13 protein-coding genes are annotated in these 13,795 nt (G+C 63.7%); 8 read left to right on the top strand and 5 right to left on the bottom strand.

From position 1 onward, the window contains the following. Positions 1 to 10: 10 nt before the first annotated feature. The 8 genes from C5P05_RS16150 (at position 11) to C5P05_RS16185 (ending at position 7,800) form a co-directional block, all read left to right on the top strand. A complete protein-coding gene (locus C5P05_RS16150) occupies positions 11 to 1,036 on the top strand; it encodes an alpha/beta fold hydrolase (protein ID WP_114970891.1) in 1,026 nt (341 codons plus the stop codon). After that, entirely contained in the window at positions 1,033 to 2,373 is a 1,341-nt protein-coding gene (locus C5P05_RS16155; protein ID WP_114970876.1) for a HAMP domain-containing protein, read from the top strand. The genes C5P05_RS16150 and C5P05_RS16155 overlap by 4 nt, the downstream gene beginning before the upstream one ends. Next, positions 2,370 to 3,011, top strand: coding sequence for a response regulator transcription factor (locus C5P05_RS16160; RefSeq protein ID WP_114970877.1), 642 nt, complete (start codon positions 2,370 to 2,372; stop codon positions 3,009 to 3,011). The genes C5P05_RS16155 and C5P05_RS16160 overlap by 4 nt, the downstream gene beginning before the upstream one ends. Positions 3,012 to 3,074: 63 nt before the next feature. Then, on the top strand, positions 3,075 to 3,818 hold the full coding sequence (locus tag C5P05_RS16165) for an ABC transporter ATP-binding protein (protein ID WP_114970878.1): 744 nt from the start codon (positions 3,075 to 3,077) through the stop codon (positions 3,816 to 3,818). 17 nt (positions 3,819 to 3,835) lie between these two features. Continuing rightward, positions 3,836 to 4,810, top strand: a complete 975-nt coding sequence (locus C5P05_RS16170; RefSeq protein WP_232834528.1) for a PQQ-dependent catabolism-associated beta-propeller protein — start codon at positions 3,836 to 3,838, stop codon at positions 4,808 to 4,810. After that, the gene (locus C5P05_RS16175; RefSeq protein ID WP_114970880.1) at positions 4,803 to 5,966 is read left to right on the top strand and encodes a branched-chain amino acid ABC transporter substrate-binding protein; all 1,164 of its coding nucleotides are present in this window, start codon (positions 4,803 to 4,805) and stop codon (positions 5,964 to 5,966) included. Before C5P05_RS16170 ends, C5P05_RS16175 begins: the two co-directional genes overlap by 8 nt. Then, complete coding sequence (locus C5P05_RS16180) at positions 5,963 to 6,796, top strand: ABC transporter permease (RefSeq protein WP_114970881.1); 834 nt, start codon at positions 5,963 to 5,965, stop codon at positions 6,794 to 6,796. The genes C5P05_RS16175 and C5P05_RS16180 overlap by 4 nt, the downstream gene beginning before the upstream one ends. Further along, complete coding sequence (locus C5P05_RS16185; protein WP_114970882.1) at positions 6,793 to 7,800, top strand: tripartite tricarboxylate transporter substrate binding protein; 1,008 nt, start codon at positions 6,793 to 6,795, stop codon at positions 7,798 to 7,800. Before C5P05_RS16180 ends, C5P05_RS16185 begins: the two co-directional genes overlap by 4 nt. A gap of 7 nt (positions 7,801 to 7,807) precedes the next feature. Here C5P05_RS16185 and C5P05_RS16190 read toward each other — a convergent pair whose 3' ends face one another. From C5P05_RS16190 to C5P05_RS16210, 5 genes are all read right to left on the bottom strand, one after another. After that, positions 7,808 to 8,833: an SAM-dependent methyltransferase gene (locus C5P05_RS16190; protein WP_114970883.1), complete on the bottom strand. Its 1,026-nt coding sequence runs from the start codon at positions 8,831 to 8,833 to the stop codon at positions 7,808 to 7,810. A 38-nt stretch (positions 8,834 to 8,871) separates the two neighbouring features. After that, on the bottom strand, positions 8,872 to 9,951 hold the full coding sequence (locus C5P05_RS16195; protein ID WP_114970884.1) for a hypothetical protein: 1,080 nt from the start codon (positions 9,949 to 9,951) through the stop codon (positions 8,872 to 8,874). After that, the gene (locus tag C5P05_RS16200) at positions 9,948 to 11,006 is read right to left on the bottom strand and encodes a hypothetical protein (RefSeq protein ID WP_114970885.1); all 1,059 of its coding nucleotides are present in this window, start codon (positions 11,004 to 11,006) and stop codon (positions 9,948 to 9,950) included. The genes C5P05_RS16195 and C5P05_RS16200 overlap by 4 nt, the downstream gene beginning before the upstream one ends. A gap of 235 nt (positions 11,007 to 11,241) precedes the next feature. Next, positions 11,242 to 11,652 carry a c-type cytochrome gene (locus C5P05_RS16205; RefSeq protein WP_157979356.1) on the bottom strand — a complete coding sequence of 137 codons (411 nt, stop codon included), beginning with the start codon at positions 11,650 to 11,652 and terminating at the stop codon, positions 11,242 to 11,244. Continuing rightward, positions 11,649 to 13,325 carry a PQQ-dependent dehydrogenase, methanol/ethanol family gene (locus C5P05_RS16210; RefSeq protein ID WP_114970887.1) on the bottom strand — a complete coding sequence of 559 codons (1,677 nt, stop codon included), beginning with the start codon at positions 13,323 to 13,325 and terminating at the stop codon, positions 11,649 to 11,651. Before C5P05_RS16210 ends, C5P05_RS16205 begins: the two co-directional genes overlap by 4 nt. Positions 13,326 to 13,795: the final 470 nt, after the last annotated feature.

A 13,795-nucleotide genomic window follows, 5' to 3' on the forward strand; every position in this document is an offset into this window, starting at 1 on the left:
GTTTTACCTCATGATTTTCATGAATCGACGTGACAAGGGGACGGCGCCAATCGTTACACTGGCCCCTATGCCTGCCCGTGCCCTGTACCCCGATTTCCCGCCGTTTGCCAGGCACGAGGTGCCCGTGGGCAAAGGCCATGTGCTGCACGTGCAGGAGCACGGCTGCGCCGACGGCGTGGCTGTGGTGGTGCTGCATGGCGGGCCAGGGTCTGGTTGCGCGCCGCTGTTGCGCCGGTACTTCGATCCCGGTCGCTACCGCGTGGTCTGCATTGACCAGCGTGGCGCGGGCCTGAGCCGCCCGCGCGGCAGTGTGGCGCACAACACAACGGCGCACCTGCTGCGTGACTTGCGCCTGGTGCGCGCGCATCTGGTTATTTCGCGCTGGCTGGTGGTGGGCGGATCGTGGGGCGCGACGCTGGCGCTGGCGCATGCGGCCGCCGAACCCGAAGCGGTGACCGCACTGTTGCTGCGCGCGGTGTTCCTCGCCCGCGAGCAGGACATCGACTGGTTTTTCCAGGGCGCGCGCGCCCTGGAGCCGCAGGCCTGGTCGCGCTTCGCCGCCGTCGCGCCAGCCCGCCAGCAGGAAGCGATGTTGCCCTTCCTGGCGCAGGCGCTGGCACAGGGTGAGCGAGCGCAAGCCGGCGCAGCGGCGCTGGCCTGGTGGCGCTGGGAACAGGCGCTGGCCGGCGCCGGTGTGCCAGACGATCCAGGCGACGCGCTGCTGGACGGGCTGATTGATCGCTACCGCGTGCAAAGCCACTACCTCCTGCATCGCTGCTGGCTCGACGCGCCGCCGTTGCTCGACCGTTGCGCCGAGGTGCAAAGCGTGCCGACGCTGCTGCTGCACGGCCTGGCCGACCGCGTTTGCCGGCCCGAGTCGGCGCAGGCCGTGCAGTGCCGACTGCCGCACAGCCGGCTTCGCTGGGTCGAGGGTGCCGGCCACGACCCCTCGCATCCGGCGATGGTGGCGGCGATGGTCGGCGCGCTCGATGGCTACGCCGTGCACGGTGATTTCGGTGCGGGAGACGCGCGGTGAGCCTGCGCCTGAAAATCAACCTGATCGTCGGCGCGCTGACCCTCGTGTTCCTTGTCGGTGTTGTCGCCCTGCAGTGGCGCAGCATGCGCGCATCGGTTCACGAGGAAGTCGTTGCGGCCAACCTGGTGGCAACCCAATTGCTCAATCGCACCGCCTGGCGCTATCAGGAGCAGGGCTTGCCGGCTATCCTTGGATTTTTGCAGAACGTCGGGCGCGTGCGCTCCAACGACATCACGCTGTACGACGTTGACGGGCGCGAGCTGTATCGCTCGCCGCCGTCGGTGTACAAGGCGGGCCGTGACGCGCCCGCCTGGTTCGAATCGCTGATCTCGCCCCCGCCCTCGGTGCGAACCATCGATTTTGCCGGTGCCAGGCTGGTCGTGCATTCGAACGCGTCGCGCGCCGCCCTGGATGCCTGGGACGATGCGGCGCTGCTGCTGGCCGGCCTGCTGGCCCTGTTTGCCGCCCTCAACGGGCTGGTGTTCTGGGTGTTGGGACGCACGGTGCGGCCGTTTGGGCAAATTGTTGCGGCGCTCAACACGCTCGAAGCGGGCCATTTCGATGTTCAGTTGCCGCGCTTCAAGGGCACCGAGGCGGCAGCGATTGGATCAGCATTCAACCGCATGGTCGGCGTGCTGCGCGAGAATATCGCGGCCGAGCACCGCGCCGTGCGCGCCGAGCGCCAGTTGTCCGACAACCGGGAACTGTCGCGCTGGATCGAGCACCATATTGAGCAGGAGCGCCGCATGATCGCGCGTGAACTGCATGACGAACTGGCCCAGTCGGTGACCGCGATTCGCAGCATGGCGCTGGCCATCGTGCAGATGAACGACCCCAGGTCCGAACCGGCGGCACGGCTGATTGCCGAAGAGGCGGCGCGGCTGTACGACGCGATGCACGGGCTGATTCCCAGGCTGACGCCGCTGGTGCTCGACAAGTTCGGCCTGGCCGAGGCGCTCGGTGACCTGGTCGAGCGCACGCAGCGCGCGCATGCCGGGCTGCAGATCGATCTCGATCTTGACCTGGCCGACGTCAAGCTGCAAGACGATGCGGCGCTGGCCTTGTACCGCGCGGCGCAGGAAGGCATCACCAATGCCTTGCGGCACGGGCAGGCGCGCCACTTGCGGCTGGTGCTGGGCCGGCGCGGCGAGCGGGTCGAGCTGCTGCTGCTTGACGACGGATCCGGCCTGGCGGATGACTGGTCGCAGCGCGCCGGACACTACGGTTTGCGCTGGCTGACGGAACGGGTGGAGGCCCTGCACGGCGAGGTGCGGGTGGCCGCGCATGCGCCGCGGGGCGTTGAGTTGCGGGTGACGCTGCCATTGGAGTTTTCATGATCAAGGTGATGCTGGTTGACGACCATGCGATGGTGCGCATGGGCTTTCGCATGCTGCTGGCCGGCGCGCAAGTGGCAGGAAAAATCGAGGTGGTCGCCGAGGCTGGTAGTGGCGAGGAGGCCTGCCGCGACTACCCGCTAATCAAACCCGACGTGGTGGTGATGGATTTGTCGATGCCCGGCATGGGCGGGATCGAGGCGGTGCGCCGGCTGCTCGCGCAAGATCCCAAAGCGCGGGTGCTGGCCTTGTCGGCGCATGAAGACACGGCGCATCCGCGGCGCGTCATGCGCGCCGGCGCGCTCGGCTATCTGGCCAAGCGCAGCGCACCCGAGGCGCTGATTGCCGCGGTGGAGACGGTGGCGCGCGGTGAACGCTTTGTCGACATGCAAACCGCGCAGGCGCTGGTGCTGGCGCAGATGGAAGGCGAAGCGAGTCCGTCCGACATGCTGAGCGAACGCGAATTCTCGGTCTTCATCCAGCTCGCGCGCGGCATGAGCGTGGCGCAGATCGCCAGCCACATGAGTCTTTCCCCGAGCACCGTCGGCACCCATCTGTACCACGTGAAGCAGAAGCTGGGCGCCAGCAACCAGTCCGAGCTGACGCTGGTGGCGCTGCGCTGGGGTTTGATTCAGGTGTAAGCCCAGCCAAAGCGAGCGCCCGAGCCGGGCCACCACCGCTTGGCCTTGTGTAAAAATCAGCGCATGTTAAAAGTACGAGGTCTTACCAAACGCTACGGCGAGCAGGCGGCATTGCAGTCGCTGACCTTCGGGTTGGAGCGCGGCAGCTTCGTCGCACTGCTCGGCCCCAACGGGGCGGGCAAGTCCACCTTGTTCCAGGTTTTGACCGGGCTTTTCGCGGCCGATGAGGGCGATGTCGAAGTGGCCGGCTTGTCGCTGCGGCGCGAGCCGCGCCGGGCGCTGGCGCACATCGGGGTGGTGTTCCAGCAGCAGTCGCTGGACCTGGACCTGAGCGTCGCGCGCAACCTGCAGTTTCAGGCCGATTTGCAGGGCTTGCCGCGCGCGCTGGCAGCAGAGCGCATCGTGCAGGACGCGGCGCGGTTTGGCCTGGACAACGATATGGCGCGGCCAGTGCGCGAACTTTCGGGCGGCAACCGGCGCAAGGTCGAGCTGGTGCGCGCCCTGCTGCACCGGCCTGATCTGTTGCTGATGGACGAGGCCACCGTTGGGCTGGACCCGAAATCGCGCCGTGACCTGCTGGACAACCTGCACGATGAAGTGAAGCTGCGCGGCGTGACGGTGTTGTGGGCCACCCACCTGGTGGCCGAGGCCGAAGGCGCCGACCGCGTGCTGGTGCTGCACCGTGGGCAATTGCTGGCCGATGGCACGCCCGCCGAAGTCACCCGTGCCTTGGGCGGGGCGACGCTCGAAGCCGCGTTCATTGCCGCCACCCCGGATGCACCCAAGCACTCGAACCCACAACCCTGATGAAGGAAGCCACATCCATGATGAAAAGTCCCCTGCTGGTCGGGCTCGTCCTGACCGCGCTGGTTGCCGCCGCGCAGGCCAAAGACACGGGTCTGGCCTACATATCGAGTGAGAAGGATCACGCAATCACTCTCGTCGACGTGAAGACGCTCAAGGTTGTCGGCAGCATTGCCACCTGCAAGCGCCCGCGCCACATGCAGTTGCTGCCCGGCGGGCTGCAGTTGATGGTGGCGTGCAGCGATTCCAGCCGGGCCGACCTGATCGACCTGGCCAGCCGCAAGTCGGTGGGCAGCGTCCCGCTGGGCGATGACCCGGAAATCTTCGATCTGTCGCCCGATGGCAGATTAGCCTACGTGTCGGCCGAGGAGGAGGGCGCACTGAACATCTTCGACATCCGGGCCAGGAAGAAGATCAAGAGCGTACAGGTCGGCAAGGAACCCGAAGGGGTCAAGCTGTCGCCCGACGGCAAGCGCGTGTACGTGAGCTCCGAGGTCGCGAACATGGTGCACGTGATCGACACCAGCAGCCTGCAGATCGTCAAGAACATTGCGGTGGGCCAACGGCCACGGCGCTTTGCGTTCAACGCCGACGCCAGCGAATTGTGGGTCACGAATGAGCTCGGCAGCAGCGTGAGCATCATCTCGGTCAAGGACCTCGCGGTGGCGGCCACGCTGCGGTTTGAAGTCAAAGGCATGCGCCCGGATGACATCACGCCGGTGGGCCTGGTGCTCGCGCGCGATGGCAAGACCATGTATGTCGGCCTGGGGCGTGCCAACCACGTGGCTTTCGTTGACGTGGCCGCGCGCAAGACGAGCGGGCTCGTGCTGGTCGGCAAGCGGGCCTGGGGCCTGGGGCTGAACCGGGACGGCTCCGAGCTGTTTGTCACCAATGGCTTGTCGGACGACCTGACGGTGATCGACACCGCGGCGCTCAAGGCGCTGAAGACGGTGCCTGTGGGCCGCGTGCCGCACACGGTGGTAGTGGATGACTAAGACACTTGTTTGCCTGGTGATGTTGATGCTGGCGTTGCAGGCCGCCGCCGCCAATTTGACGTTGGGGGTGTTGCAGCGTGAAGACGACGAGCGCCTTGAGCCCCGGCGCGTCGAGCTGGCGTATCCGGGGCAGCCCGGCGGGCCGCTGGCGCAGGCGGTCGAGATGGCTGTGAAAGAAAGTCAGTTTGAGCTGGATGCCGCCCGGCTCCAGGTGAAAGTCGTGGTGCGCGCGGCGCGCTCGGCGGCTGACGCCAGGGGGGTGTTGCAACAGCTGGCGAAGCAGGGCGCCGCAGCCGTGGTGCTGGACCTGCCGGCGGCCTGGATCGCGGTGGCCGCACCGGCGGTCACTGTGCCGCTGCTCAATGCCGGCGAGCCGGATGAGGCGCCGCGCCAGCAGGGTTGCCTGGCGCACCTGTTTCACACGCTGCCGGGCGACCGGATGCGGGCCGACGCGCTGGCGCAGGCGCTGCTGGCGCACAAATGGACGCGCATCCTGCTGCTGCACGGGCCGCGTGCGGCCGATGCCAGCCGTCTGGCGCTGGTGCAAGCCGCGCTCAAGCGCTACGGTCTGAAGACGGTCGGTCTCAAGCCCTTCAAGCTCTCGGCCGACCCGCGCGAACGCGATCTGGCCAACCCTCTACTGCTCACCGGCGGCGCCGACCATGACGCCGTCTGGATGGTGGACAGCGATGGCGAATTTGCCCGCGGCCTGCCGTACCGCACCGCGCTGGCGCGTCCGGTGGTGGGCGATGCCGGCCTGGTGGCCGAAGCCTGGGCACCACATTTTGAGCGCTTTGGCGCGCCGCAACTGGCGCGCCGCTTTGCGCGCGCCGCCCAGCGGCCGATGACCAGCGCCGACTGGGCGGCCTACATGGCAGCCAAGGCCGTGCTGCAGGCGGCCCTCGAACAGCCGGGCCAGACGGGCGCGACGCAGGTGTTGAAGGCCCTGAGCCGACCCGACTTCGCCCTTGACGGCTTTAAGGGCGTGCGCCTGGGCTTTCGCCCGTGGGACCGGCAGCTGCGCCAGCCGCTGCTGCTGACCGACGGGGTTGGCGTCATCGGCAGCGCGCCGGTGGAGGGCGTGTTGCACCCCCGCAATGTGCTCGACACCCTGGGTGCCGACGCGGCGGACTCACTCTGCAGGGTCAGACCATGACGCGCCAGGTCGGCGGCATCGTTCATGCCTTTCAAGCCTTGCGGGCCATCGTGCTGCGTGAGCTGCTGAAGTTTTGGCAGCAAAAAGGGCGGCTGGTGTCAGCACTGGTGCGGCCGGTGCTGTGGCTGGCGGTGTTCGCCGCCGGGTTTCGCAACGTGTTTGGTGTTGCCATCGTTGAGCCCTATGACACCTATATTCCCTATGACGTTTACATCGCGCCCGGCCTGATCGGCATGGTGTTGCTGTTCAACGGCATGCAGTCCTCGCTGGCCATGGTCTACGACCGTGAGATGGGCCTGATGCGGCTGTTGCTGACGGCACCCCTGCCGCGCTGGTGGCTGCTGTTGTCCAAACTGGTGGCCACCGCAATGCTGAGCCTGGCGCAGGTGGCGGCATTTGTTGCGGTGGCGGCGCTGCTGGGCACCGTGCTGCCGTTGTCGGGCTGGCCACTGGTGCATGCGCTGGTGGCGACCACCGCCGTGGCGTTGATGCTGGCCTCGCTGGGTCTGCTGCTGTCGGTTTATATCAAGCAGATGGAGAACTTTTCCGGCACCATGAACTTCGTCATTTTCCCGATGTACTTTCTGTCCACCGCGCTGTATCCCTTGTGGAAGCTGGAGGAATCGGGGGCCACCTGGGTCTATCGCCTGGCGCAGTTCAACCCGTTCACGTACGCAGTGGAATGGATCCGCTTCGCGCTGTATGGCAAAGACCCGGCCCTGGCGCCCTGGGTGGTGCTGAGCACGCTGGTGCTGTGCTTCACGCTCGCCTGCTGGGGCTATGACCCGCAGCGCGGCTTTGGCGGCTTGACCAAACGGGGCGGGGCATGAATGCCAGCAGCCACGTATTTTCGCGACGAGCGGCACTGCGGCTGGTCATGGCCGCCTCTGCCTGGGCGGTTGCACCCGGCCTTCGTGCCCAGCCGGGCGAGGGCGGCTTTCCGCGCAGCCCGATCACGCTGTGGGTGCCCTGGCCCGCCGGCGGCGCGACCGACCTCATGATGCGTCTTTTGGCCGAACTGGCGGGCGAGCATCTTGGCCAGCAGGTGATTGTGAAAAACCGCCCCGGTGCGGGCGGTACCCTGGTTATGCCGGTGTTGCTGCAGGCCGCACCCGATGGCTACGCCATCGCGCAACTGCCCCATCCGGTGTTCCGCATGCCGCACGTGCAGAAGGTGCTGTGGGACCCGATCCGCGACACCTCGCCCATCATCCAGATCAGTGGCGTGACGTTCGGCATGGTAGTGCCCGTGGGCAGCCCGTTTCGCAGTTTTGGTGAGGTGCTCGCGTTTGCCGCGGCCCGGCCGGGCGAGCTCACCATCTCCACCAACGGCACCGGCACCACGCCGCATGTGGTGCTGGAAGAATTGCTGACTCGCCACGGTCTGAACTACATCCACGTGCCGTACAAGGGTACAGCCGAGCAAATGGTGGCGGTGGTCGCCGGTCAGGTGATGGTCGGCGTGAACTCCAACGGCTTTGCGCCTTTTGTCGATTCAGGGCAGTTGCGCTTGCTTGTGACTTTGGGTCCGGCACGCACCAAACGCTGGCCGCAGGTGCCGACGCTCAAGGAGCTGGGGCACGGTATCGTGGCAATGTCGCCTTATGGGTTGGTCGGGCCGCGTGGCATGGATGCGGTCATCGTGCGAACCCTGCACGAGGCGTTCAAAGTGGCCATGTTCGACTCGGCGCACATGGCCGAGTTGGCCAAGTATGACCAGGAACTGGCCTACCTCAATAGCGCTGACTATGCGCGCGCCATGCGTGAAACCTTTGAGACTGAACGCCATGCCGCCCGTCTCTTGCCTGAATCTTCCGCGCTGATGGTGCGGTGAAGTGGCATCAATGCGCTGCGGCGTCGGGTGGTTTGCACAGCAGATGAACGTAGTAGGCGCCCAGCCCGTGATCAAACACCTGCTGTTGCGACAGGCAGGCGTTGACGAAGCGCCGGGCGTGCAGCGCAGAGCCGAAGCCCAAGGGCCGCAACAGGTTCGACAGGCCCGGCAGGCGAGCAAGAAACGCAAGTGGCTGCAGCAGGTAACGCGCAATATTCTTAATCCGTCGCGCCGAGCCGATGACGTGTGCCGTGATGTCTTCCTGGCTGAGAACCGAAAAACCAGCAATTCGAGCGAACTCGGCAAAGTCGCTGACGCTGCAGGGCATCGGCATCGTCCAGCCGGCAAGCACATCGGCGATGTAGACCCTTTCCTCCTCGTTACGGGCTGCACGCAGGGAAACGCCATCAAGCACAACCAGGTGGCCGCCGGGCTTGAGGATGCGATACAACTCGGCAAACAAGGCCAGCCGCTCCGTTTCCGGCGTGTAGCACAGGGCCTCAATGCCATAGATACCGTCCATACTGGCCGTTTCGAAAGGCGTGGCGAGATAGTTGCCAACATGGAATTCGGTATTGCCTAAACCGATTGCGCTGGCTCGTGAACGGGCCGCATTGATCTGGCTGGCAACCAGTGACATGCCGACGACTGTGGCGTTCGGGAGGCGTTGTGCCACGGTGGTCACGGCGCCGCCAATGCCACAGCCGGGCTCAAAGATGCGGGGCGAGGCCACGTGATCCAACTGCAGCAGGTTGACTGCTTTGAGCGTGGTCTCGTGAATCGCCTCGTCAAGCGAAACCGCGTGTTCGAGGTCCCAGCCGTAATGCAACTGGGCCGGATGCCCCGAACGCTCCCACCCAAGAATGATCGCCCGCCATACCGATCTCGGACTGGCCCACATTTTGTAGAGGCCGCCGCCGATATCGTAATGAAGGTCGAGCACCACCTGTGCCTGCCGCGAGGCTACCGATGCGTAGATGGGTTCTTCGAAGGCTTCGACACCGCTGCTGCCCGGCGTGGCGGTATCTTTCATTTGCGATCGACTCTGGTGGCTGGATAGGGCATGAACCGCTACTGGGGCTTGTCCCCAGCTTGCTGGGCAAGGCGATGATAGGATGGCAGTCGGGCAATGATGGCGCCGTCCTCACCCATGAAGAGCTTACTGTCGGCGACCTGCCTGCGGTAGTCGTAGAGGTTGAAGTGCAGCACTTCATCCTTTTTCTCGTCCACGATCATTACATTGGCATTGGTCGTGATCGCGTCGAACAGTTTGGCATCGCCGGACTGGAGCCAGAGATAGCTGTTTGACGGCTCCGGCGGCTCGGCGAACTTGGCCACCGGGTTGTCTGCAAAGCGCAGGTGCAATCCCGCTGGCGATAGCCTCACCGCAGCGATATTGCCCGCCAGCGCCGGGGGTGGGAAGACCTTGCGGTGATCCAGCGCCAGATGACTGTCGATCAGGTGTGCGCCTTCGCGATCGACATTGAGCAGCCAGGTGAGCTTGATGCCCAGCCCCCGCAACAGGCCGCCCAACGGAATACCGAGCAGGTGGATGTCCAGCGGCGTGAAGACCAGTTCATTGCTGGCGTTCAGCGCAATCGGCCCGGCCAGCGAGGCATCGAGCCAGGTTCCAGGGAACCAGCTCCAGAGTTTGAGCCCGGCTTGCGCACTCAGGACGTCATCCTGCGTTGTGACGCGCATGTTGTTCAGGGGCCGTGGCGAATAGGCCAAGATGTGCGCATTGAACAGCGCGCTGAGCGCCTTCGGTGGCACCAGTACCTCGCCATGGTGGACGCGGATGACGAAGGTGCGCGGGTCGTCGAACTGCACCGGCTCCCCGGCATTGACGGGCTCCAGGGTGGCGGCTAACTGGTCAACGTGAAAGCCGATGTCGCCAGTCAGGTAGAAATCGACGTTGCGCGCTGACAGCGAGAGCGCCTGGGCACCGGAATCGCGCGCCGTGGCACGGCGCAGGTCACCGGTTTGCATGCCCTCGGGAATGCGCGGGCTGTTCCACTGCGGCAGCCGCTGGTGCAACTCGGTCTGCTGCCGTTCTATCAACGATTGTGCCGTGGCCGGCAGGGCCAGACCAGCGATGGCAATCAGGGCGAAATTGCGTGCGATACCGCGCAGGAAAAAGCCGATGTTCATGGCTGGGTTCCCTTCTTTGCCAGCGTGCCGCAGTTCTGCAGGTAGCCGAAAATGCCGCCGTCGGTGGCGAACTTGAGCCAACCGCCGGCGACTTGCTCGCGATAGCGATAGAGGCAGAAATCGAGTTCCTCGCTCACGGTTTTGCTGGTCATCTCCAGTAGCACGTTGACGGGCATGGTGCGCATGAACTTGACGTCGCCACCTTTGACGATCATGTAGCTCTCGGCGTTCTGGCGCGTCTTGGGCGCCTCCAGCGTGAGCCCGTCGGCAAAGCTCAGCACCAAGCCGCGCGCCTCCAGGCGTGCCTCCTTGATCGTCAGGTCAAGCTTGGGTGGCGGAAACAATTGTCGCGCGTCGAGGTGGATCGTGTTGCCTATAAGCTTGACGCCCACGGCTTCGACCTTGAGCAGTTCGTCCAGCTTTACGTTAGCCGCAGGCAGGACCTTGGTCGCCTCCACGCCATCCACTTCAACGAAACTCGGGGTAAACAGCAGCAAGTGCCCCTGTTCGAGCTTGAGCGGCCCCTTCATCACGAACGGGATCCATTTGCTGCGGAATAACTGGCCCGACAGAGTGAGCTGGCCCGGTGCGGTGGCCAGTTTCAAATCTTTCAATGGCGCACCCTCGAATTTGAAGACATGTTCATTGAACAAAGCACCCAGCGAGCGACTCGTCAGCACCACCTCGCCGTCGTGCGGCTTCAGATAAAACGAGGTTGGATCATCAAAAACGACCGGTGAGGCCGGGTCGTTGGGATGCAGGCTCAGCGTCAGGCGGGGCACGTAAAAGCCAATGTCGCCGACGAAGCGGAAGTTGGTGTTGGTCACGAACATCAACGATTCCGTGTGTCCCGAATCGCGCAGTTGTGCCGTTCGCACTATAGGACTTTCATGGTCACCGTAGGTACTTTGGTCGACCGTGGTGCGCTTGACGCGCTTGATCTGCTCGAACTTTTGCTGCACCTGCTGTGTGAGTGATTCGTACGCCAAGGCGCTACCGGCGCCTAGCAATGCGCCCAGCAGTATCAAACTGCATTTTGCGCTTTGTGTTTTCATGGTCAGTGCCTCTTTTTTTTGAACGCCGATGCCGGGTTCGCTCTGCTTGTGCAGGTAAAGGGGTGGTATTACCTAAGCCGTTTGTGGCAGCCGTGGCGGTAGAAATGGCGTGCGGCAATCCGGAGCAAATCCAGGAATTTCGCACGCAAGCCGGGACCAGGAAATGGACTGTTGGCGGGCGCGTTGTGTCACCAAAACGGGCTTGCCAACAGTGATTGGCAAATCAGCAATGCAACTACTTCACCTTGTTGGTGCCGATCACAGCAGTCTGACCTGTCGCCTTGGCGCCTGAACTATCAGAACCTGCAGCGTCAGACCCCCAGCCGTTGACCGATCCGATGTAAATCCAGATGGCATCGATCTCCTCGGGTTTCACGATGTTCTCCCAGGCCGGCATCGCACGCACTCCCTTGCTGACCGATCGCACGAAGCGTTCCTTGTCGCCACTCGGAAAGGTGCGCAGGTCGAAGAATGCTGGGCTCGAGACGGCGAGGTTGACCCCGTGGCAGCGGGTGCAAAAACTCGTATAGATTTTGCGCCCGGCCTCAGCCGTCGGCCCGGCCACTGGAGCCGACGCTGGGGCTTGTGCCCATGCGCCTGCTGCAGCCGCAGCGAACACTGCACTGATAAGGGTGCGGCGGATCACGGCTGCTGTAACGCGAAAGTCCACACCGAGCCACCGGCCGGTATGTTGGCCAACTCCGGGTCGCCCGCCAGTGCGGCGTAGACGGTGGCGGCACCACTCAACACGGTGATGTACTGCTTGCCATTGCTTTCCCAGGTGATCGGTAGGCCGGTGATGCCGGAGCCGGTCTGGAAGCTCCACAGCTCTTTGCCAGTCTTCGCGTCGTGGGCCTTGAATTGCCCGGTTTGTGTGCCGGTGAAGACCAGCCCGCTGGCGGTCGACAACACACCAGCCCAGTTGGGTGACTTGCTCGGCATTTCCCACACCTTCTTGCCCGTTGTCGGGTCCCAGGCGACGAGCGCGCCACGCATGCCATCTTCAGGTGCCACGAAGCCGCCCAACTCAAGGCCTAGCCACCAGGCCGGGGCCGGCGGCTTGGCCTGCTTGACATATTTAACCTTCATGCCCAGGTTGACGGTATTGAAGAAGGCCAGTTTGCGACCGGGGTCATAGCTCATCGGCATCCAGTTTTTGCCGCCAAAAACGCTGGGCCAGACTTCGACGAAGTCGGTTTGCGTCTCGGTTTTGCGCACAGCGGCTGTCATCGGGGTGTCGATTGGGCGGCCGGTCTTCATGTCGATGCCGCTGGCCCAGTTGACCTTGCGTGCAAACTGGTCGGCTTTGAGCAGCTTGCCGCTGGTGCGGTCAAGCACGTAGAAGAAACCGTTGCGATTGGCCTGCATCACCACTTTGGTCGACTTGCCGTTCACCGGTAGGTCGGCGAGCACAAGCTCGTTCACGCCGTCGTAGTCGTAGGCATCGCCGGGCGAGAACTGGTAATGCCAGACAATTTCGCCGCTGGAGGGGCGGATTGCCAGCACCGAGTCGACGTAGAGCGAGTCGCCGCCGCGTTGGGCTGCGTTCCATGGGGCACCATTGCCCACACCCCAGTAGACCAGGTCCAGTTCGGGATCGTAGGTGCCGGTGAGCCAAGTCGGGCCGCCACCGGTTTTGTACATGTCGGGATTCCAGGTGTCGCCGCCTTTTTCGTCAGGTGCGGCGGTGGTCCAGCGGTGCCATTTTTTCTCGCCGGTTTTCAGGTCCCAGCCATTGATGAAGCCGCGGGTGCCGTACTCGCCGCCGGAGATGCCGGTGATCAGCATGCCACCGGCAATCAGTGGCGCATGTGTCATGCTGTAGCCTTGCTTGTAGTCGGCGGCCTTGATCTTCCAGATTTGTTTGCCATCTTTCATGTTGATGGCGACCACATGGGCATCGATCGTCGTGCGGTACAGCACGCCGTCCAGCGCGGCCAGCCCGCGGCTCTGGGTGCCGCAGCACAGGTAGGCATTCACATCGGCGGGTAGCTCAATCGGGGTTTTCCATTTTTGCTTGCCGCTGACGGCATCGATCGCGAGCGTGTGCGTATGGGACGCAACATACATCGTGCCATCGATGACGAGCGGCTGGCTGGACGCATTGGCCGAATTGTCCAGACTCAGGTTCCACACGGGCGCCAGGCGCTTGACGGTGCTGGCATTTACCTGCTTGAGCGCCGAGTGCCGCTGCTGGCCCCAGCTCATGCCGTAGGTGGTGACATCGCCGGGGGTGCTGGCATCATTTTTGAGGCTGTCCAGCGACTGCGCGCCGACTGCTGCTGCTGCCAGCGTCAGGCAAAGGGTCATCGACCGCATGAGGGTCTTCTGAGAGAGATGGGTCATCATTGTTCCTTGTTGAATTTGAGTCAACGCTGATTTCTTCTACAGCACTGCTGAACTCACTGTGTTCGGGTTCAGAGGTTAGTCACTCGGGAAGGGGTTGCCAAATCGGTACTTTCCCTAGGTGTTAGGTGTTTCGATTTGGAACAATAGATGTGACGAAATGCGGCCCATGTCGTGTTGCCCGGCCGGTCAGAGCGTGCGGCTGATGATCCTAATTGGACTTGACACTACCGCGGAATGCCCCTGAAGTGTCCGTTGATATTGGTATTCGAGCGCAGTCATTGAATTTGACTGCAGCGTGTGAGGCCATGAAGCCAGTCCGCAATTCTGGACAAGAGATATGCACAGGCGGTTCAATACTTTGACGGTCCGAATTCTGAGAATGAAGCCTGCAACAATTATTTTTAGCAGGAGACAAGCATGAAACCTTCAACCGAGGCGGA

Origin of the sequence: Rhodoferax ferrireducens (assembly GCF_003347515.1) — a bacterium.
GTDB lineage: Bacteria > Pseudomonadota > Gammaproteobacteria > Burkholderiales > Burkholderiaceae_C > Rhodoferax.

Excerpts from the sequence above, each read along its gene's own strand:
- C5P05_RS16180 (WP_114970881.1), top strand. The coding sequence starts at position 5,963 with ATGACGCGCCAGGTCGGCGGCATCGTTCATGCCTTTCAAGCCTTGCGG.
- C5P05_RS16210 (WP_114970887.1), bottom strand. The coding sequence starts at position 13,325 with ATGCGGTCGATGACCCTTTGCCTGACGCTGGCAGCAGCAGCAGTCGGC.
- C5P05_RS16165 (WP_114970878.1), top strand. The coding sequence starts at position 3,075 with ATGTTAAAAGTACGAGGTCTTACCAAACGCTACGGCGAGCAGGCGGCA.
- C5P05_RS16185 (WP_114970882.1), top strand. The coding sequence starts at position 6,793 with ATGAATGCCAGCAGCCACGTATTTTCGCGACGAGCGGCACTGCGGCTG.
- C5P05_RS16200 (WP_114970885.1), bottom strand. The coding sequence starts at position 11,006 with ATGAAAACACAAAGCGCAAAATGCAGTTTGATACTGCTGGGCGCATTG.
- C5P05_RS16190 (WP_114970883.1), bottom strand. The coding sequence starts at position 8,833 with ATGAAAGATACCGCCACGCCGGGCAGCAGCGGTGTCGAAGCCTTCGAA.
- C5P05_RS16170 (WP_232834528.1), top strand. The coding sequence starts at position 3,836 with ATGATGAAAAGTCCCCTGCTGGTCGGGCTCGTCCTGACCGCGCTGGTT.
- C5P05_RS16195 (WP_114970884.1), bottom strand. The coding sequence starts at position 9,951 with ATGAACATCGGCTTTTTCCTGCGCGGTATCGCACGCAATTTCGCCCTG.
- C5P05_RS16160 (WP_114970877.1), top strand. The coding sequence starts at position 2,370 with ATGATCAAGGTGATGCTGGTTGACGACCATGCGATGGTGCGCATGGGC.
- C5P05_RS16150 (WP_114970891.1), top strand. The coding sequence starts at position 11 with ATGATTTTCATGAATCGACGTGACAAGGGGACGGCGCCAATCGTTACA.
- C5P05_RS16175 (WP_114970880.1), top strand. The coding sequence starts at position 4,803 with ATGACTAAGACACTTGTTTGCCTGGTGATGTTGATGCTGGCGTTGCAG.